This window comes from Nocardioides okcheonensis, from assembly GCF_020991065.1.
GTDB classification, from domain to species: Bacteria; Actinomycetota; Actinomycetes; order Propionibacteriales; family Nocardioidaceae; genus Nocardioides; species Nocardioides okcheonensis.
In genome coordinates this window covers 4,122,662-4,140,165 of sequence record NZ_CP087710.1, presented here as the reverse complement: position 1 = coordinate 4,140,165, position 17,504 = coordinate 4,122,662, and the positions used below count along the sequence as shown (strand labels likewise).

Here is a 17,504-nt window from a genome sequence, read left to right as displayed (position 1 = left end):
TCGACCCCCGACGACGTGCGACCCGCTCCGAGACACGGCCGGGGATCGGGGCCATCCCCTGTGCGGCCCCGTGGGCCCCGGCGTGAGAGAACACTCCCGCGGAACCGCACCGGCCAGCATCCGTAGTCCTACCTATCTCTCCCGCCGAGGGCGATATGTTCGGTCCGTGCTCTCCCCCTGCCTCGGTCGTGACGACGTCGCGCTCGCGTTGCGCGAGGCGATCGGCGAGTCACGCTGGGTGACGGTGGTCGGGCCGCCCGGCAGCGGCAAGACGCTGCTGGTGCGCCACCTCGCGGAGGCCTCCCCCGCCGCCTGGGTCGACGCGCGCACCCTGCGCAGCCTCGACGAGGTGCTCGTCGCGGCCCTGGAGACGCTCGGGGCCGAGACGGCGCCCGGCGACAGCCTGGTAGGGGCGCTGGGGCGTGCCGTCGACGCCCACGACGGCCTGCTGGTCCTCGACGGCCTCGACCTCGACACCACCGCCGCCGGCCCGCTCCTGCAGTCGGTGCTCGAGGCCACCGGCGGGGCCCGCGTCGTGGTGACCGCCCTGACCACCGCCGGCCAGCCCTACGAGTCCGTCGTGCGGGTGGGCCCCCTCCCGGTCCCGGCGCAGCGCGCACCGCTGGAGGGGCCGGCGGTCGACCTCTTCCTGCGCCGGATCAGGTCCGCCGGCGGGCAGCCGGTCGACCTCGACGGCCAGGCCCACGAGGTACGCCGCCTGCTGAGCGCCACCGGGGGCCTGCCGCTGCTGATCGAGCAGGTGGCCGTCCAGAGCGCCCTCGTCGGGCTCAGCAACGCCATGTCGGCGGTCAGCCTCGACCAGGCCGTCGACTCCGCGCACGGCCTCCTCGACCCCGACAGCGCCACGGCGCTGCGACGCATCGGGCTGCTCGACTTCCCGGCCGGGATGGGCGTGCTCACCCGGGTCCTGGACGTGCCGTCCCACACCGCCGCCGAGCTCGCCGGCAACCTGGTCCGTCGCAGCCTGCTGGAGGTCGACGGGCAGGGCCGCTTCGACATGCTGTCCCCGATCCGCGGGCGGGCGCGCGGGCTCGCCACCGACGACGACGTCGCCGCCGTCGAGCAGGGCCTGCTGGCGTGGGCCGAGCAGCACGCGCCCGCCCACGACAACTTCGGCGCGGCCGACGCGGAGTGGCTCCGGGACCTGCCGGCGATGCGGCAGGCGGTGCTCACCGCCTGCGCCCGCCCGGAGACCCGGGGCCAGGGCTACTCCATCGCCAACCGGATCTTCTCCTCCCTCTACACCTCCATGCGCACCCGCGACGCCGTCGAGATCCTCGAGGGTGCGCTCGCCAGCGGCGACGGGCCGCCGGAGATCGGCGCGCAGATCGCGCGCCGGGCGGGCATCGCCGCCTCCGAGATGCGCGGCACCTACGAGGGCCTGTGGCTCCTCGCCCGCTCCGACGAGCACGCGTCGGCCGCCCCGAACCCGGACGAGCAGCTCTGCAAGACCGCGTCGATCCGGGCCGAGATGCACCTCGACGCGGGCGACCTGGCGAGCGCCGAGGTCGAGGCGCAGCGGGCGATCGACCTCGACCCCGACGGCTCCATCACCCGTCAGGCCACCCGCACGCTCGCCGACGTGTACGCCTCCCAGGGCCGCTTCGCGGAGGCCACCCGGGCGATTGCCGCCGCGATGCCCGCGCGCATCACCAACGACGAGCGCTGGATCGACCTCTCCCTGCGCACCCTGCTGGCCCGGATCGCCCTCGAGCAGGGCCGGATCGCCGAGGCCGTCGCGGGTGCCCGCGCGGTCGTGGCCGAGGCGCGCCAGCTCGCCGAGGACCGCGTCGGCCTGCTGGCCGAGACGCTTCTGCGCGGCCTCGACCCGACCTGGGTGCCCACCCCCGTCGACCGCCAGTCGCTCCCCTGGGCCGTCCGGCTGCCGGTGCTGGCCCAGGACGGCCGCGACCTGCTCGCCCGCGGCGACGTCCGGCAGGCCGCTGGCCTCGCCGCCGACGTCGTCGCCCTCGCCGACTCCGCGCGGCTGGGCCGCGACGCCGTGGAGGCACGGCTGCTGCTCGGGCGGGCGATGGTCCAGCTCGGCGACCTCGACCAGGCCACGACGACCTACCTCACCGCGCTCGACCACTGCCGCACCATGGGCCTGCCGCTGCGCGGGGCCGACGTGCTCGACGGCCTCGCCGTCGTCGCCCGCGCCCGCGAGCTGCCCGAGGCGCGCGCGATCGCCGCGACCGCCGTCGCCCTCCGTGTGCCGCGGATGGCGGTGCGGTGGGGCTACTCCGCCGACGTCGACGTCACGCCCGCGTCGACCGCACCGGCCGCCTGGCTCGACGGCGACGACCTCTCCGCCGAGGTGGTGCCGCTGGTCACGGCCGTCCTCTACCGCCCCGCGTCAGCCCCGCCGTCGGTGCTCGACGCCCTGACCGCCGCCGAGCGACAGGTCGCCGAGCGGGTCGCGCACGGGCTGACCAGCCGCCGGATCGCCGAGGAGCTCTTCGTCTCCCCGCGCACCGTCGACGCCCACCTCACCCACATCTACCGCAAGCTCGACATCAACAGCCGGGCCCGGCTGGCGGCCCTGGTGATCGAGCAGGCGGCGCGCTAGCCGGCGTCGCTGTCGGTGGGTGCGGGCAGGATGGCCGCCATGAGCCGGACCATCCAGGTGACCTTCGACGCCCACGACCCCGAGCTGCTGTCCCGTTTCTGGGCCGCCGCCACGGGATACGTCAACCCGCCCCCGCCGGGCCGGCAGCCCGATCCGGGCCAGGACGTCTTCGCGGCGTGGCACGCGTTCCTCGCCGAGGTGGGGGTCCCGGAGTCCGAGTGGAACGCAGCCTCCGCCGCGCAGGACCCCGACGGCGACGGTCCGCGGCTGTTCTTCCAGCGCGTGCCCGAGGAGGCGGCCGGCAAGAACCGGGTGCACCTCGACCTGCGCGCGGCCCCCGGCCTCGAGGGCGAGGAGCGGATGGCCGCGCTCGAGGCCGAGGCGCAGCGCCTGGTGGCGCTCGGCGCCACGCGGGTGGCGCGGCACGAGCCCGCGCCACCGATGACCCTGGGACATCTGGTGATGACCGACCCGGAGGGCAACGTGTTCTGTCTCGACTGATCGACGGACAGACGCGTCAGGTCATGCTTGACTGACGTGCGCGCTCGGGCGCAGGCCCCACTGCCGACCCCGAAGGACGCATGACCGACCTGATGCCGGACGCTCCCGGACTGCCGAGGCCCTCGCGCCGGGCCATCCTCGGCGCGACGTGGACCGCTCCGGTCGTGGTGGCTGCGAGCGCGGCACCCGGCTACGCGGCGTCCGCCTCGGCGACGCTGAGGTTCGACACGCTCACGTCCTACCCGACCACGTGGGCCGGCCGCGGTCCCACCAGGATCGAGACCCAGGTCCAGGTGCAGCACGTGTGGGCGGCGAACGCCCCCACGGTCAGCGGGCTCACCGTGTCCGTGGTGTTCCCGGGGTCGGTGGCAGCAGGCGGGCCGGCCGCCGTCGACGGCAAGGGCTGGACGGCTGGCTCCGTCACCGGATCGGCGGCCAAGGGCTGGACCTACACCTTCTCCTACGCCGACACCCTCGCTCCGTCGGCGTCCACCGCCCCGCTGACGTTCGTCGTCGGGCGCCGCGACGTCGACCAGCGCAGGGAGACCGTCACGGCCTACGCGGGTGCCCCGCAGGCGCCGACGGTCACCGCGACCACCACCCGCAGCCTCTGACCCCGCACCCCGGGCCCGGGACCCGCCTCAGCGCGCGCTGTAGTCGCGGAAGCCGCGCCCGGTCTTGCGGCCGAGGTAGCCCGCCGTCACGAGGTGCTCCAGCAGCGGCGCGGGGGCGAACCCGGGCTCGCGGAACTCGAGGTAGAGCTCGCGCTGGATCGCCAGCGACACGTCGTTGCCGACCACGTCGAGCAGCTCGAAGGGCCCCATCGGCAGCGCGCAGCCCTGCTTCATCGCGGTGTCGATGTCGTCGGCGGTCGCGTAGTGCGCCTCGAGCATCTTGACGGCGTCGTTGAGGTAGGGGAACAGCAGGGCGTTGACGATGAACCCCGACCGGTCGCCGCAGCGCACGCCCACCTTGCCGACCTCCCCGCACAGCGCGAGCACGGTCTCCGTCACGGACTCGTCGGTGGCGACGGTGGAGACCACCTCGACCAGCTTCATGATCGCGGCGGGGTTGAAGAAGTGCATGCCGATGACGTCCTGCGGACGCCGGGTCACCTTCGCCATCGCGATGATCGGCAGCGACGAGGTGGTGGTGGCGAGGATCGCGCCCGCGCCACCTCGACCGCCGGTGCAGATCTCGTCGAGGTTCTCGAACAGCGTGGTCTTGACCGCGAGGTCCTCCGCGATCGCCTCGACCACCAGGTCGACGTCCGCGAGGTCGTCGAGCGAGGTGGTGCCGCGGACCCGGCCCAGCACCTCGGCCTTCTGCTCCTCCGTGGCGCGGCCGCGCTGGATCTGCTTGTCGAAGTTCCTCGCGATGCTCGCCACGACCCCGTCGACCTTGTCCTGGCTGCGACCGGTGAACAGCACGTCGCGCCCGGCCTTGGCGAAGACCTCGACGATGCCCGCCGCCATGGTGCCCGTACCGACGACGCCGACCAGGCGTACATCGTGGTGCATCGTGGGCCTGTCGTCCTCGCCCGGGGTGTGGGCGTCGGCGACCACGACGGGCGAGTCCGGGGCCTCGTAGGTGTAGAAGCCGCGGCCGGACTTGCGACCCAGCAGGCCGGCGGTGACGTACTGCTTGAGGATCGGCGCGGGCGCGTGCAGGCGGTCGCGGCCCTGCTTGTACATCGTGTCGAGGATCTCGTAGGCGGTGTCGAGGCCGATCAGGTCCAGCAGCGCGAGCGGGCCCATCGGGTAGCCGCAGCCGAACCGCATCGCCGCGTCGATGTCCTCGCGGGAGGCGTACTTGCCCTCGTACATCGCGACCGCGTGGTTGAGGTAGCCGAAGAGCAGGGTGTTGGCGATGAAGCCGGCCTTGTCGCCGCAGACGACCGGGTTCTTGCCGAGGCTGCGCAGCAGCGCCTGCACGTCGGCGAGAACGTCGGGCTCGGTGACCACCGTGCGGATGATCTCGACGAGGTTCTGCACCGGCGCGGGGTTGAAGAAGTGGACGCCGACGACGCGCCCCGGCTTGGCGTTGGCGGTGGAGATCTCGGTGACGCTCAGCGACGAGGTGTTCGTGGCCAGCACGGCGTCCGGGCGCACGATGTCGTCGAGGGCCCGGAAGATCGCCTTCTTGACCTCCAGCGACTCCACGACCGCCTCGACCACGAGGTCGGCGGCCGACAGCGCCGTCATGTCGGTGGTGAGGGTGATCCGGCCGAGCAGCTCGTCGGCCTGCTCCTGGGTCAGCTTCTCGCGCTTGACCGCGCGACCGGTGGAGTGCTCGAGGTGCTGGCGGCCGCGCTCCAGCCCGCCGTCGTTCTGCTCGACACCGATGACGGCGAAGCCGTTGCGGGCGAAGACCTCGGCGATGCCGGCGCCCATGGTGCCGAGGCCGATCACGCCGACGGTGGAGAACTCACGGGTAGCCGTCTCAGTCATGGACGCATGCTCCCACGGCCGGTGCCGCGCGCGGGTGTGGGGAGCGTCACTCCCCCGCGGCGGTGCTGCCGGGTCCGAACAGGCCGCGCAGCAGGCCGTGCCCGAACTCCTCGAAGGCCTCGTCGCCCACCTGGTGCGCCCAGGTCGCGGTGCCGACCGCGACCCCCACCCGCTCGCAGCGCCACGTGCGCGGCTCGCGGGGATCCTGCCCGTAGCCCTCGAAGAAGGCGGTCTCCAGCACGGGGTCGCGGGCGAAGTCCTGGTTGGCGAGGCGGCTGAAGTCCTCCTCGACCGGACGCAGGTCGGCCCGACCGAGGTCGATCACGCGGACGGTGCCGTCGTCGACCAGCCAGTTGCGCGGCTGCCAGTCGCCGTGCGTCGGCACCACGGTCGCCGGTCCACCCGGCCAGGTGTCGACCTCGGCCCGCACCCGCTCCTCGATCACCGGGTCGATCCGGTGCCGCGAGTCCAGTCCGCGCCGGACCCGGTCGCGCAGCCGGTCGTACCAGGTGTCGTCGGTCTGCGCGTGCTGGGCGTGGAAGCGCGCGATCAGCCTGCCTGCCTGCCGGTAGGTGTCCGGGTCGTCCTGCGCCGGGTCACCCTGGACCAGGCGACCGGGCAGGTGGTCGGTCACCAGGACCTTGGCCGCGACGTCCGCGTGCCGCAGGACCGCGGCGTGCCCGGTGCCCACCCACGGGGCCGTCCACTCCCGGTGCGCGCGGATCTCGCGGGCGATGTGGTGGTCGGAGGCACCGCCGGCCTTGACCATGCACCTGCGACCGCCGCCGGTCACCTCCAGCACCCGGGTCTCGACCAGGCCCCAGCTGTGGTCGGCGACCACCTCCAGGTCGGGCAGCCACGCCGCGAGCAGGGCGCGCTGACGCTCGTCGAGCGCGGCGAGCGGGTCGGTCAGGTCGCTCACGGGCGCCGCACCACGACCTCGTCGCCCGGACGCACCGGGCCGGGACGGACCACCCTGGCGCAGAGCCCGCGGAGCCGGCGCGGCTTGCCCTCGGGCCCGTTGACGAAGGTCATCGCGTCCTTGCCGAAGCGGGCGATGAACTTCCCGCAGCCGTTGTGCGGCTGGTCCGTGACGACGACCACCGCTCCGTCCGGGCCGCCGATGTGCAGCTCGGACCAGGCCGGGAGGTGGTCGTGGGAGAGGTCGAGGTCGAGGAACATCTGGTCGCCGGCGAGCGCCTCGCGCGCCGGGTCCTGGGCGAGGAACTCGACGAGGCGGTGGTTCATGACGTTGAGCTGCATGTCGGGGTGGGCCGAGCCGTCGGGCGTGCGCCGGCTCCCCCGCTCCGCCCAGGTGTCGCCGAGCAGCCCGTGCTCGAGGTCCAGGTGGCCGACCTCCAGCACCTCGCGCTCACCCGGCCCGGGGCGCCGGACGACGGCGCGCACCGTCCCGACCTCGCGGGGCGAGGCGTCCAGCGCCGGGAGGAACGCCTCCAGCTCGGCGGTCGAGCGGTGCGGGCGCAGCACCCGCCGCATCCAGGTCCGACGCCCGTGCCGGCCCAGCCCCAGCCGCTCCTCCTCGTCGGAGATCGCCTGCTGCTGGGCGGTGAGCGGGTCGTCGGCCGCGAACTCCACGAAGCCGTGCCGGGCGTAGAACGGCCCGTTCCACGGCAGGTCGGCGTACGTCGTGAGGGTGAGCGAGCCGTGGCCCTTCAGCGTCGCGCGCTCGGCCGCCGCCTCGAGCAGCGCCGCCCCGACGCCGCGGCGGCCGTGGTCGGGGTGCACCGAGAGCTGCGCGAGGTGGGCGTGGCCGACCAGGTCGACGACGTGGGCGAACCCGACCGCCGGGTCGCCGGCGACCAGCAGGAAGCCGGGCTGCGCCGCCCGCCACTCGCCGCTCGGCGCCGGCGAGGCGAGGGCGTCGCCGGTGAGGTCGCCGAGCACCTCCTCGAACATCGGGGTGCCCGCGTCCTCGATCGCGGCGAGGAGCGGCAGGTCGCGCGCGCGGGCGGGGCGTACTGCGGGAGCGGTCACGGGGTCACTGTAGATTCGCCCGACGTGAGGATCGTCGTAGCCACGTGCCAGGTCGACTACGCGGGACGGCTCTCGGCCCACCTGCCGATGGCCACGCGGGTGCTGATGCTGAAGAACGACGGCTCGGTGCTCATCCACTCCGACGGCGGCTCCTACAAGCCGCTCAACTGGATGTCGCCGCCGTGCACGGTCCGCGAGGGGGTGTCCGAGGACGGCCGGCCCGAGTGGCTGGTGACCGCCACCAAGACCGACGACACCCTGCGCATCCTCATCGACGAGGTCCTGCACGACACGTCCCACGACCTCGGCGTCGACCCGGGACTGCAGAAGGACGGCGTCGAGAAGCACCTCCAGGAGCTGCTCGCCGAGCACCCGGCAACGCTCGCCGACGGCCTGACGCTGGTGCGCCGCGAGTTCATGACCGCGATCGGCCCGGTCGACCTGATGTGCCGCGACGCCGACGGCCTGTCGGTCGCGGTCGAGATCAAGCGCCGCGGCGAGATCGACGGGGTCGAGCAGCTCACCCGCTACCTCGAGCTGCTCAACCGCGACCCGATGCTGACCAGCAAGGGTCCGGTCCGCGGCATCTACGCCGCCCAGGAGATCAAGCCCCAGGCCCGCGTGCTGGCCACGGACCGCGGCATCGCCTGCGCGCTCGTCGACTACGACGCCCTGCGCGGCATGGACGACGCGGAGCACCGGCTGTTCTAGGCGTGGCCGGGTCGCCCCCCGACGAGCCCGCAGGCCAGGCTCTTGAGGCACAGCCCCGCTCCGTGGAAGAGCCGGTCCTCGACGTAGAGGCCCTCGCAGATCGCGTAGGGCGTGAAGCGGCGCAGGTAATGGTCGACGTAGTGGCCGTCGAAGCCCAGCGCTCGCTCATGTCGTTACCCTCGCACGGTGACCGAGGCCGTCCCCGACCGCATCTTCCACATCGCGACCGACGCCGACTGGCGCCGCGCCCTCGAGACCGGCACCTACACCACGTCCACCGTGGGACGGACGCTCGCCGAGGAGGGGTTCATCCACGCCAGCCGCCGCGACCAGGTGCAGGGCGTCTTCGACCGCTACTACGCCGGCCTCGACGAGCACCTGGTGCTGCTCACGATCGACCCGCGCCGGCTCGACGCCGAGGTGCGCGTGGACCCGGTCGGGGACGACACGTACGCGCACGTCCACGGCCCGATCAACCGGTCCGCGGTCCTCGAGGCGACCCCGCTGGACCGCCGCGGCCGACCCGCGACGCTGATGTCGCTGTGGGTCGGCGCGATGGCGGTGCGGATGGGCGTCGCCGTCGCCGTGATGGCGCTCGTGCTGGTCGTGCTGTGGGCGGCGGGCCTGCTCGGCTGAGGGCGGCTCAGAGGTCCTGACCGGCCCACGAGCGGGCCACCCAGCCGCCGGCGTCCGCCTCCATCACGACCACCCCGCAGTTCGGCATCGGGAGGTCGCGGGAGTGGCTGACCGCGAGGTTCGCGGCGAGCACGGACAGCGCCAGGCACATCACGCCGCCGTGGCTGACCACGAGCACGGTCTCCCCGCGGTGGGCGTCGGCGATCTCCTCCAGCACCGTCCGGTAGCGCGCGACGACGTCCTCGCCGCTCTCGCCGCCGGGGATCCGGGCGGCCAGGTCGCCGTCGAGCCACGACGCGAAGGTCGCCGCGAACGGGTCGGGGACACCGGTCGTCCCGGCCGCGTCCCCCACCCCGAACTCGCGCAGCCCCGTCCGGACGACGACGTCGACGCCGAGCGGACCCGCGACGACCTCGCCGGTCTGGACGGCCCGGGCCATGTCGCTGGTCCACACCCGGGTGACCTGCTCGTCGGCCAGCGACGCGGCGAGCCCGCGCGCCTGCTCCCGGCCCAGTGGGGTCAACCACCCGCCGGCATCGCTGAGCAGGTCGCTCTCGTAGGCGGCCTCGCCGTGGCGGGCGACGAGCAGGCGGGTGGTGCGCGGGAGGTCAGTCACCGACCAGGCCCACCACGTCGGCCGCGCAGCCCCACGACAGGGTGACGCCGGCGCCACCGTGGCCGTAGCAGTGCACCACGTCGCCCTCCCGCTCGAGCCGGACCTGCGGACGGGCGGGACGCAGCCCGACCTTGTGCCGCAGCACCCGGGCCCCCTCCAGCGCCGGCACCAGGGCGGTCGCGCGGTGCAGCACCTGCTCGGCGACGGCGGGGTCGGGCGTACGGCTCCACTCCCCCTCGACGTCCGTGCCGCCCAGCACCACCTCGTGCGTGCGGGGCACGACGTAGGTGAGGCCGGAGCCGTCGAGGGTCCAGCGGTCGATCCCGACCTGCTCCACCACGACGACCTGGCCCCGGACGGGCTGCACCGACGGGTCCGCGCCGAAGTGGCGCGCGCCGAGGCCGGTGGCGTTGACCACCAGCGACCCGTCGTCCGGGAGGGCCGAGAGATTCATCCGGGTCAGGGTGCCGCCGAGCTCGTCCACGCGCGCCACCAGCCAGCGCAGGAAGACCGGCATGTCGACGACGGGGCTCGCGAAGGTCCACCCGTCCGCATAGCCCGGCGGCAGGGCGGTCTCCCGGTCCAGCGCCGGCACCGCGGAGCGCCACCACGGGTCCGGCGAGGGCCGGCGCAGCAGCTCGGTGCCGGTCAGCACCCGGACGCCGGTGCGCTCGTCGCGCGCGAGGTCGGCGAGCACGTCGTACGTCGTCGCCGACCAGGCGGTGACCCGGTCGTGGGGCGCGGCGCGGTAGGGGTACCAGAGCGCTGCCGCGACCGCGGACGTCGTCTCCAGCGGCAGGTCGCGGGCCACCACGTCGACGCGGTGGCCCGCCTCCAGCAGCCGGACCGCGCAGGTCAGCCCGACGACCCCAGCCCCCACCACGATGACCCGCATGGTGCGAGTGTGCCAGCCGCTACTCGCCGGGGGCGGTCGGCAGCAGGTCGCGCGCCCGGTCGACCGCGTCGTCCACCGGTCCGGTCGGCGGCAGGTGGTCGGTGACCCGGCGGATCGGGTCGTCCACCGCGTCGCGCAGCGGCGTCTGGGGTCCCCGGTCGCCGCCTCGCTGGTCGTCGACCTCGTCGGCCACCACGTCGGAGAAGCCGTCGATGATCGACTGGGCCGAGCCCGAGATCGGCGCCCCTGTGAGGCCGGTGACGCCCTTGACGACCGGCTTGATGAGCATGCCCTTGACCAGGATGGTCTTGATCAGGATGCCCTCGCGGCTCAGCGTCTTCATCGCCTTGACCGCCTTGAGCGCGTCGGCGACCGCCTTGAGCAGCTTGGCGAGCTTCGACAGCGCCGCCGCGACGCGCGAGCCGGCGACCGCCGCCTCGGCCGCCGCGGCCGCACCGCCCGCAGCCGCGCTGGCGCCGAAGGTGACGACCGTCAGTGCCGCGGAGACCACCAGCGTGATCAGCGCCCACTCGATGAGCTCGCGGATGATCGTCTCGACGAGGTCCTCGGCCATCTTGACCTCGAGCGAGGCGTCGAGGAGGTACTCGGCCGTCTCGTCCATCTCGGCCGCCACCGCGTCGATCTGCTCGGCGAACTCCTTGGTGATCCGCTCGAAGGCGTCGCTGGCCTGCCCGGTCCACCCGGCCGTGGTGCGGAACGCGGCGTTGAGCTCGGAGTCGCTCAGCGCCCGGGTCCGGCGTGCCATGTCGCGCCACCGCTCGGCGGTGGCGGTGACCTCGGCCGAGTCGCCCGTGACCCAGTCGAACTGGTCGGCCAGCGGCGAGACCAGCGGACGCATGACCGCGTCGATCGCTCCCTCCAGCGGGGCCATCCAGCCGTTGATGCGCTGCCAGACGTCGACCGCCCCTGCCGCGCTCACGAGTCACCCCGCATCCGGTCGAAGGCCTCGGCGACGAGCGCCTCGACGTTCGAGAAGTCCTCGACGGTGTCCTTGAGGGCCGAGGCGAGGATGTCCATGCACTCGCGCACCGCGTCGAGCGCGTCGGCCGCACCGGCGGCCCGCTGCTCCGACACCGAGCGGATCTCGTCGCTCTCGGGCAGCTTGCCGAGCGCGCCGGAGGGCAGCAGGATCCGACCCGCCTCCCCCGACATGCGCGAGGCCTGCTCGCTGAGCTCCAGCTGGGCGTCCGCGCCCTCCAGCAGGCCCTCGAGGCTCAGCTCGACCATCGCGCTCACCGCTCCTGCTCCCGCGCCGCGCGGATGCTGGCCAACTCGGCGTCGACCGCCCGCATCGTGCTGTCGGGGACGCGCCCCTCGCTCAGCGCTGCCAGCCGGTCCTCCGGGACCAGCCCGCCGACGATGCGGCGCATGTCGTCGGCGACCGACACCTGCGCCTCGCGCACGGTGCGGACGATCTCCGCGGCCAGCCGGTCGGCGGCGAGGTCGCGCACGCTCTCGCTCAGCCACAGGTCGAGCAGCGCGCCCGCCGGAGTGACCTCCACGCGGACGGTGCCCGCGCGGTTCTCGGCCCGACCGCGCAGCGTCTGCAGCTCGGACTGCATGGACGCGACCGCCTCCAGGCGGGCCTCCGCGTCCCTGGTGATGCTCTCGATGTCCACCCGGACCCCCTTCGTCTCGCGGGTCACCATGCCCGTTCGGCGCGGTCCCAAACAGGACCGTAGGGTGGGGCTCGTGAGAGTGCTCGGGATCTTCGACAGCGCCTGGACCCTCGTCGTGCTCGCCGTCGTGGGAGCCGTCGTCGGGGTCGCGGTGGCAGCCGCCACCTCGTCCGACACCGGCCTGGCCGTCGCCGCCGGGCTCGGCGCGGTGGCCGGCGTGGCCGTGCACTACGTCGGCACCGGCCTGCTCTGGGTCTACGGCCTGCTCTCGGCGGCCGGCGCGGCCCGGCGCGGCTCCGAGCGCCGCTGACGCCGCGCGGTCAGCCCGCGGCGCCCGCCTGGCGCGGCGCGGTCGGGTCCTCGCCCTCGCCGCCGTGCTCGCGGGCGACGTACTCCTCGATGTCCTCGACGTCGTCACGGTTGCGGCTGACGACGGTGAGCAGGTCGCTCATCGTGGCGACCTCCTCGACCTGCTCCTTGATGAACCACTGCATGAACTGCTCGGAGGCGAAGTCGTGCTCCTCGCGGGCGATCCGCAGCAGGCCGTTGACCTGCTCGGTGACCGTCCGCTCCTGCTCGAGGGCGAGCGCCACGGGAGCCACCACGTCCGCGAACGACGACGTCGGAGCGGGCACCGCGGGGATCGCGACCTCGGAGTCGGTGTCGAGGAGGTACTGGACCATCATCATCGCGTGACCGCGCTCCTCGAGGGCCTGGGCGTAGAAGAACGCCGCCATCCTCGGCATGGTCAGCGCGTCGTAGTGGATCGCACACGCGAGGTACTGGTGGTGGGCGGCGAGCTCGTTGCCGATCTGGACGTTGAGCTGGTCGGCGAAGCGGGCGGCAGGCATCGGGGGCTCCTCGGTGGGGCGCGGCCTCAGGCCGCGATCTTCTTCTTCGACTTCTTGCGACGCGACCGCTCCAGCTCGGCGGTCGTCACCAGGCGCCGCTTGTGCACGGTGTAGCCCTCGGGCAGGGTGCCCTCCTTGAGCATCCGCAGCGGGCAGCGCTGGCACTTCGGCGTGTCCTCGCAGCACTTCTTCTTGGGCAGCTTGGCGACCTTGCCGTCCTTGCTGCCCTTGCCCTTGGCCTTCTTGCCCACGGTCGGGACGATAGCAGGAGAATTTAGGGCAGCCTAACCTCAGTCCAGGTCGTGGGCCCGGCGGATCACGTCGACGATGCCGCCCATGATCTCGGTGAGGCCGTAGTCCTTCGGCGTGTAGACGGCGGCGACGCCGAGCTCACGCAGCCGGCGCCCGTCGGCCTCGGGGATGATGCCGCCCACGATCACCGGGAGGTCGCCCAGGCCGGCCTCGGCCAGGCCGTCGAGCACGTCCGGCACCAGCTCCATGTGGGAGCCGGACAGGATGGAGAGGCCGATGCAGTGCACGTCCTCGGCGACCGCGGCCGCCACGATCTGGGCCGGCGTCAGCCGGATGCCCTGGTAGATCACCTCGAAGCCGGCGTCGCGGGCGCGGACCGCGACCTGCTCGGCACCGTTGGAGTGCCCGTCGAGCCCCGGCTTGCCCACCAGCAGCCGCAGCCGCCCGCCCAGCTCCTCGCCCGTGGCCCGCACCCGCTCGCGCAACGCGGTGAGCTCGGCGCCCGCCTCGGTGGCCACGGCGCCGGACACGCCGGTCGGGCCGCGGTACTCGCCGAACACCTCGCGCAGGGTCGCCGCCCACTCCCCCGTGGTCGCGCCCGCCCGCGCCGCGGCCAGGGTGGGTGCCATCAGGTTCTCGTCGGTCTTCGCGGCGGCGGCGAGAGCGGCCAGGGCGTCGGCCACCTCGGCCTCGTCCCGCCCGGCCTTCCACGCCTCGACGCTGGCGCGCGCGGTGCGCTCGGCCTCGGGGTCGGCAGCCATGATCGCGCCGTCGAGGTCGGCGGTCAGCGGCGAGGGCTCGGTCGTCTCGAACCGGTTGACGCCGACGATGACCTCCTCCCCGGACTCGATCCGGGCCCGGCGCGCGGCGTGGGAGGAGACCAGCTCGGACTTCATGTAGTCGACGGCAGCGATCGCGCCGCCCATCTCCTGCACCCGCTCGATCTCGGCCTTCGCGCCGGCGACCAGCTCGGCGACCTTGGCCTCGATGACGTGGGAGCCGGCGAAGATGTCGTCGTACTCGAGCAGGTCGGACTCGAAGGCCAGCACCTGCTGCAGGCGCAGCGACCACTGCTGGTCCCACGGGCGCGGCAGGCCGAGCGCCTCGTTCCAGGCCGGCAGCTGGAGCGCGCGGGCGCGGGCGTCCTTCGACAGCGTGACGCCGAGCATCTCCAGCACGATGCGCTGCACGTTGTTCTCCGGCTGGGCCTCGGTGAGGCCGAGCGAGTTGACCTGCACGCCGTAGCGGAAGCGCCGCATCTTGGGGTCCTGGACGCCGTAGCGGTCCCGGGCGATCTCGTCCCAGAGCTGGACGAAGGCCCGCATCTTGCAGGTCTCCTCGATGAACCGGACGCCCGCGTTGACGAAGAACGAGATCCGCCCGACGACCTTCTCGAAGTCGTCGTCGGAGACCTGGCCCGAGGCCTTGACCTCGTCGAGCACGGCGATCGCGGTGCTCAGCGCGTACGCGAGCTCCTGCACGGGCGTGGCGCCCGCCTCCTGCAGGTGGTAGCTGCAGATGTTGATCGGGTTCCACTTCGGGATCCGGTGGACGGTGTAGGCGATCATGTCGGCGATCAGCCGCATCGAGGCCTCGGGCGGGAACGCGTAGGTCCCGCGGGAGAGGTACTCCTTGATGATGTCGTTCTGGGTGGTGCCGGCGAGCTGGGCGGCGACCTCCTCGGGCGACAGGTCCGGGTTCTGCTCCTCGGCGACGACCTGGTACATCGCGAGCATCCACATCGCGACCGCGTTGATCGTCATCGAGGTGTTCATCGCGGTGAGCGGGATGTCGGTGAAGAGCGTGCGCATCTCGCCCAGGTGCGGGACCGGGACGCCGACCTTGCCGACCTCGCCGCGGCTGAGCGGGCTGTCGGGGTCGTAGCCGGTCTGGGTCGGCAGGTCGAACGCGACGCTGAGGCCGGTCTGCCCCTTGGCCAGGTTGGTGCGGTAGAGCGCGTTGGACGCCTCGGCGGTGGAGTGGCCGGCATAGGTGCGCATCACCCACGGCCGGTCCTTGGCGGGACGCTCCCCGGCCGTGCGGTCCGTGTGACCCGATTCCGTCATGGCGACACAGTAGGGCTGCGGTTACCGGTTGGTCACCGGGCTGGACGTGTGACGGATGCCTCAGGACCTCAGGCGGTCGCGGCCACCCGCTCGACCTCGATCGCGTGGGCCAGGCGCGCCAGGTGGGCCATCCGGCGCACCGCCGGACCGGGGTTGCGGACCGTGAGGTGGTGTCCGGTGAGCCACGCGTGACGGGTGGCCACGGCGAGCAGGCGGAGCGCGGTCAGGTCGATGGTGGACACGTCGGTCATGTCGACGACGACCTCGTGGTCGACCCCGTCGAGCGCCTCGAGGCAGCCGTAGATGGCGTTGCGCACCTCCCACGTGCTGCGCACGTCGAAGGCCCCGTGCAGGACCAGCGTGGCCCCGTCCGTGGTGATCTCCATCTGGTGCTCCTCACCGACGTCCCCCGGACGCCCGAGTCGTGACCGCTGTCACTCCCTAGGACGTTGTTCTACCGCGCGGGGTTGCACGCATGCACCACCTTTTCCGGCGAGTCGCGACCAGTAGGCTCCGCGTCATGGTGAACCTGACCCGCATCTACACCCGCACCGGCGACGCCGGGCGCACCCGGCTCGGCGACATGAGCGAGACGTCGAAGACCGACCCGCGCCTCGAGGCGTACGCCTGCGTCGACGAGGCGAACGCCCACATCGGCGTCGCGCTCGCCCACGCGGGTCTCGACGAGGACGTCGTCGCGGTGCTCACGCACGTGCAGAACGACCTGTTCGACGTGGGCGCGGACCTCTGCACCCCGGTCGTGGCCGACCCGGAGTACCCGCCGCTGCGCATCGAGCAGGACTACGTCGACCGGCTCGAGGGCTGGTGCGACCACTACAACGCCGAGCTGCCGGCGCTGCGGTCGTTCATCCTCAACGGCGGCACCGTCGCTGCCGCCCACCTGCACGTCGCTCGCACGGTCGCCCGCCGCGCCGAGCGCGCCGGCTGGGCGGCGTGGGCCGAGCACGAGGAGACGATGAACCTGCTGGCCATCACCTACCTCAACCGGCTCTCCGACCTGCTCTTCATCCTCGCCCGCCACGCGAACAGGGAGAACGGCGACGTGCTGTGGGTCCCCGGCGGCGAGCGCTAGTCAGGCCCGTGCGGCAGGAGCCGCCCGCTGCTCGCGGGCGCTGGGCACGACGAGCGCCGCGGGCAGCAGCAGGAAGGCGACGACGAGCAGCGCCTTGAGGGTGCCGACCTCGTCGCCGACGAAGCCGAGGAACGGCGGTCCGGCGAGGAAGGCGGCGTAGCCGATCGTCGAGACCACGCTCACCCGGGCGGCCGCACGCAGCGGGTCGTCCGCGGCCGCGCTCATCCCGACGGGGAAGCCCAGCGACGACCCGACGCCCCAGAGCACGATCCCGAGCACCACGACGGCCGGGTGGTCGGCGAACACGATCAGCAGCACGCCCGCACCGGCGAGGGCCATCGTCGACCACAGCACCGTGACCCGGCCGTGCCGGTCGATCAGCCCGGTGCCGACGAAGCGGCCGGCGGTCATGGCAGCCACGAAGACCGCGAAGCCGGCGACCCCCACCGCGTGCGAGACGTCGTGCCCGTCGACCAGGGCGACGGCGAGCCAGTCGTTGGCGGTGCCCTCGGTCATCGCCAGGGCCAGCACCATCAGCCCGATCAGCAGGGTCCGGGGCTCGAGCCACGCGCGGGCGGCCGAGGTCCGCTCCCCCTCGTGGTCCTCGACCACCGGGAGGAACGACGGCGACGACGCCCACACCAGGGCGAACGACGCCACCACGACCACGCCGAGGTGGGCCGACGACGGGACGCCGAGCTCGATCAGCAGCGCGCCGACGAGCGCGCCGACGACCGTGCCGCCGCTGAAGCCGGCGTGGAAGCGCGGCATGATCGTGCGCCCCAGGCCACGCTCGACCTCGGCGCCCTCCACGTTCATCGCCACGTCCCACACGCCGATGCCGACGCCGTAGACCACGAGCCCGACGACGGTGAGGGCGAGGGTGTCACCGAGGGACAGCGCCGCGGTGAGCATCCCGATGCTGGCGAGCACGGCGCCGCCGCGCACGATCCGGACGGTCCCCCACCGGGTGATCAGCGCGCCCGTCGTGGGCAGCGCGACGACCGACCCCACGGAGATGGCGAGCAGCACCAGGCCGAGGCGGCCGTTGGTCAGCTCGAAGCTCGAGCGCACCTCGGGGATGCGCGACACCCAGCTCGCGAAGACCAGGCCGTTGAGGAAGAAGGCGAGGCCGACGGCGTTGCGGGCGGCGGTCAGCTGGGCCACGGTGGCGCTCCTGCGAATCGTTTCGATCGAATCGATTCGAT

Annotated in this window: 20 protein-coding genes; 7 read left to right on the top strand and 13 right to left on the bottom strand. The window is 73.3% G+C overall.

What is annotated here, in order from left to right:
* Window positions 1-166 precede the first annotated feature (166 nt).
* The 3 genes from LN652_RS20180 to LN652_RS20170 all read left to right on the top strand — a co-directional run bounded on the left by LN652_RS20180 (window position 167) and on the right by LN652_RS20170 (window position 3,705).
* The gene (locus tag LN652_RS20180; protein WP_230442367.1) at window positions 167-2,590 is read left to right on the top strand and encodes a LuxR C-terminal-related transcriptional regulator; all 2,424 of its coding nucleotides are present in this window, start codon (window positions 167-169) and stop codon (window positions 2,588-2,590) included.
* A 39-nt stretch (window positions 2,591-2,629) separates the two neighbouring features.
* On the top strand, window positions 2,630-3,091 hold the full coding sequence (locus LN652_RS20175) for a VOC family protein (protein ID WP_230442366.1): 462 nt from the start codon (window positions 2,630-2,632) through the stop codon (window positions 3,089-3,091).
* Between the two features lie 80 nt (window positions 3,092-3,171).
* Entirely contained in the window at window positions 3,172-3,705 is a 534-nt protein-coding gene (locus LN652_RS20170; protein WP_230442365.1) for a hypothetical protein, read from the top strand.
* 27 nt (window positions 3,706-3,732) lie between these two features.
* On the opposite strand, the gene LN652_RS20165 is transcribed toward LN652_RS20170, so the two are convergent.
* The 3 genes from LN652_RS20165 to LN652_RS20155 are packed head-to-tail and all read right to left on the bottom strand — an operon-like array spanning window position 3,733 to window position 7,536.
* Window positions 3,733-5,541, bottom strand: a complete 1,809-nt coding sequence (locus tag LN652_RS20165) for a 3-hydroxyacyl-CoA dehydrogenase family protein (RefSeq protein ID WP_230442364.1) — start codon at window positions 5,539-5,541, stop codon at window positions 3,733-3,735.
* A 46-nt stretch (window positions 5,542-5,587) separates the two neighbouring features.
* Window positions 5,588-6,463, bottom strand: a complete 876-nt coding sequence (locus LN652_RS20160) for a phosphotransferase family protein (protein WP_230442363.1) — start codon at window positions 6,461-6,463, stop codon at window positions 5,588-5,590.
* Window positions 6,460-7,536, bottom strand: coding sequence for a GNAT family N-acetyltransferase (locus LN652_RS20155; RefSeq protein WP_230442362.1), 1,077 nt, complete (start codon window positions 7,534-7,536; stop codon window positions 6,460-6,462). Before LN652_RS20155 ends, LN652_RS20160 begins: the two co-directional genes overlap by 4 nt.
* Before the next feature lie 24 nt (window positions 7,537-7,560).
* On the opposite strand from LN652_RS20155, the gene nucS reads away from it, so the two are divergent.
* Complete coding sequence (gene nucS / locus LN652_RS20150) at window positions 7,561-8,247, top strand: endonuclease NucS (RefSeq protein ID WP_230442361.1); 687 nt, start codon at window positions 7,561-7,563, stop codon at window positions 8,245-8,247.
* Window positions 8,248-8,433: 186 nt separating this feature from the next.
* The gene (locus LN652_RS20145) at window positions 8,434-8,883 is read left to right on the top strand and encodes a DUF952 domain-containing protein (protein ID WP_230442360.1); all 450 of its coding nucleotides are present in this window, start codon (window positions 8,434-8,436) and stop codon (window positions 8,881-8,883) included.
* A gap of 7 nt (window positions 8,884-8,890) precedes the next feature.
* On the opposite strand, the gene LN652_RS20140 is transcribed toward LN652_RS20145, so the two are convergent.
* From LN652_RS20140 to LN652_RS20120, 5 genes are read right to left on the bottom strand one after another with little or no spacing between them, the layout of a single operon-like run.
* A complete protein-coding gene (locus tag LN652_RS20140) occupies window positions 8,891-9,499 on the bottom strand; it encodes a histidine phosphatase family protein (protein WP_230442359.1) in 609 nt (202 codons plus the stop codon).
* Window positions 9,492-10,394, bottom strand: coding sequence for an FAD-dependent oxidoreductase (locus LN652_RS20135; RefSeq protein WP_230442358.1), 903 nt, complete (start codon window positions 10,392-10,394; stop codon window positions 9,492-9,494). The genes LN652_RS20140 and LN652_RS20135 overlap by 8 nt, the downstream gene beginning before the upstream one ends.
* A 19-nt stretch (window positions 10,395-10,413) precedes the next feature.
* Entirely contained in the window at window positions 10,414-11,334 is a 921-nt protein-coding gene (locus LN652_RS20130; RefSeq protein WP_230442357.1) for a WXG100 family type VII secretion target, read from the bottom strand.
* Entirely contained in the window at window positions 11,331-11,651 is a 321-nt protein-coding gene (locus LN652_RS20125) for a hypothetical protein (protein ID WP_230442356.1), read from the bottom strand. The genes LN652_RS20130 and LN652_RS20125 overlap by 4 nt, the downstream gene beginning before the upstream one ends.
* Entirely contained in the window at window positions 11,648-12,034 is a 387-nt protein-coding gene (locus tag LN652_RS20120) for a YbaB/EbfC family nucleoid-associated protein (RefSeq protein WP_230442355.1), read from the bottom strand. The genes LN652_RS20125 and LN652_RS20120 overlap by 4 nt, the downstream gene beginning before the upstream one ends.
* Window positions 12,035-12,107: 73 nt before the next feature.
* Between LN652_RS20120 and LN652_RS20115 the strand changes: the two genes are divergently transcribed.
* A complete protein-coding gene (locus LN652_RS20115; protein ID WP_230442354.1) occupies window positions 12,108-12,344 on the top strand; it encodes a hypothetical protein in 237 nt (78 codons plus the stop codon).
* 10 nt (window positions 12,345-12,354) lie between these two features.
* Here LN652_RS20115 and LN652_RS20110 read toward each other — a convergent pair whose 3' ends face one another.
* From LN652_RS20110 to LN652_RS20095, 4 genes are all read right to left on the bottom strand, one after another.
* Window positions 12,355-12,885 (bottom strand): ferritin, encoded by a 531-nt coding sequence (locus tag LN652_RS20110; protein WP_230442353.1) that lies wholly within the window; start codon window positions 12,883-12,885, stop codon window positions 12,355-12,357.
* A gap of 26 nt (window positions 12,886-12,911) precedes the next feature.
* Window positions 12,912-13,136, bottom strand: coding sequence for a hypothetical protein (locus LN652_RS20105; RefSeq protein ID WP_230442352.1), 225 nt, complete (start codon window positions 13,134-13,136; stop codon window positions 12,912-12,914).
* A 39-nt stretch (window positions 13,137-13,175) separates the two neighbouring features.
* A complete protein-coding gene (locus tag LN652_RS20100; RefSeq protein ID WP_230444781.1) occupies window positions 13,176-15,137 on the bottom strand; it encodes a protein meaA in 1,962 nt (653 codons plus the stop codon).
* 134 nt (window positions 15,138-15,271) lie between these two features.
* Complete coding sequence (locus tag LN652_RS20095) at window positions 15,272-15,589, bottom strand: STAS domain-containing protein (protein ID WP_230442351.1); 318 nt, start codon at window positions 15,587-15,589, stop codon at window positions 15,272-15,274.
* A 134-nt stretch (window positions 15,590-15,723) separates the two neighbouring features.
* Here LN652_RS20095 and LN652_RS20090 point away from each other — a divergent pair, with 134 nt between their 5' ends.
* Window positions 15,724-16,296 (top strand): cob(I)yrinic acid a,c-diamide adenosyltransferase, encoded by a 573-nt coding sequence (locus tag LN652_RS20090; protein ID WP_230442350.1) that lies wholly within the window; start codon window positions 15,724-15,726, stop codon window positions 16,294-16,296.
* Here LN652_RS20090 and LN652_RS20085 read toward each other — a convergent pair whose 3' ends face one another.
* Window positions 16,297-17,463 carry an MFS transporter gene (locus LN652_RS20085; protein WP_230442349.1) on the bottom strand — a complete coding sequence of 389 codons (1,167 nt, stop codon included), beginning with the start codon at window positions 17,461-17,463 and terminating at the stop codon, window positions 16,297-16,299.
* Between the last annotated feature and the right edge of the window lie 41 nt (window positions 17,464-17,504).

Excerpts from the sequence above, each read along its gene's own strand:
- LN652_RS20175 (WP_230442366.1), top strand. The coding sequence starts at position 2,630 with ATGAGCCGGACCATCCAGGTGACCTTCGACGCCCACGACCCCGAGCTG.
- LN652_RS20170 (WP_230442365.1), top strand. The coding sequence starts at position 3,172 with ATGACCGACCTGATGCCGGACGCTCCCGGACTGCCGAGGCCCTCGCGC.
- LN652_RS20165 (WP_230442364.1), bottom strand. The coding sequence starts at position 5,541 with ATGACTGAGACGGCTACCCGTGAGTTCTCCACCGTCGGCGTGATCGGC.
- LN652_RS20135 (WP_230442358.1), bottom strand. The coding sequence starts at position 10,394 with ATGCGGGTCATCGTGGTGGGGGCTGGGGTCGTCGGGCTGACCTGCGCG.
- LN652_RS20110 (WP_230442353.1), bottom strand. The coding sequence starts at position 12,885 with ATGCCTGCCGCCCGCTTCGCCGACCAGCTCAACGTCCAGATCGGCAAC.
- LN652_RS20100 (WP_230444781.1), bottom strand. The coding sequence starts at position 15,137 with ATGCGCACCTATGCCGGCCACTCCACCGCCGAGGCGTCCAACGCGCTC.
- LN652_RS20095 (WP_230442351.1), bottom strand. The coding sequence starts at position 15,589 with ATGGAGATCACCACGGACGGGGCCACGCTGGTCCTGCACGGGGCCTTC.
- LN652_RS20090 (WP_230442350.1), top strand. The coding sequence starts at position 15,724 with ATGGTGAACCTGACCCGCATCTACACCCGCACCGGCGACGCCGGGCGC.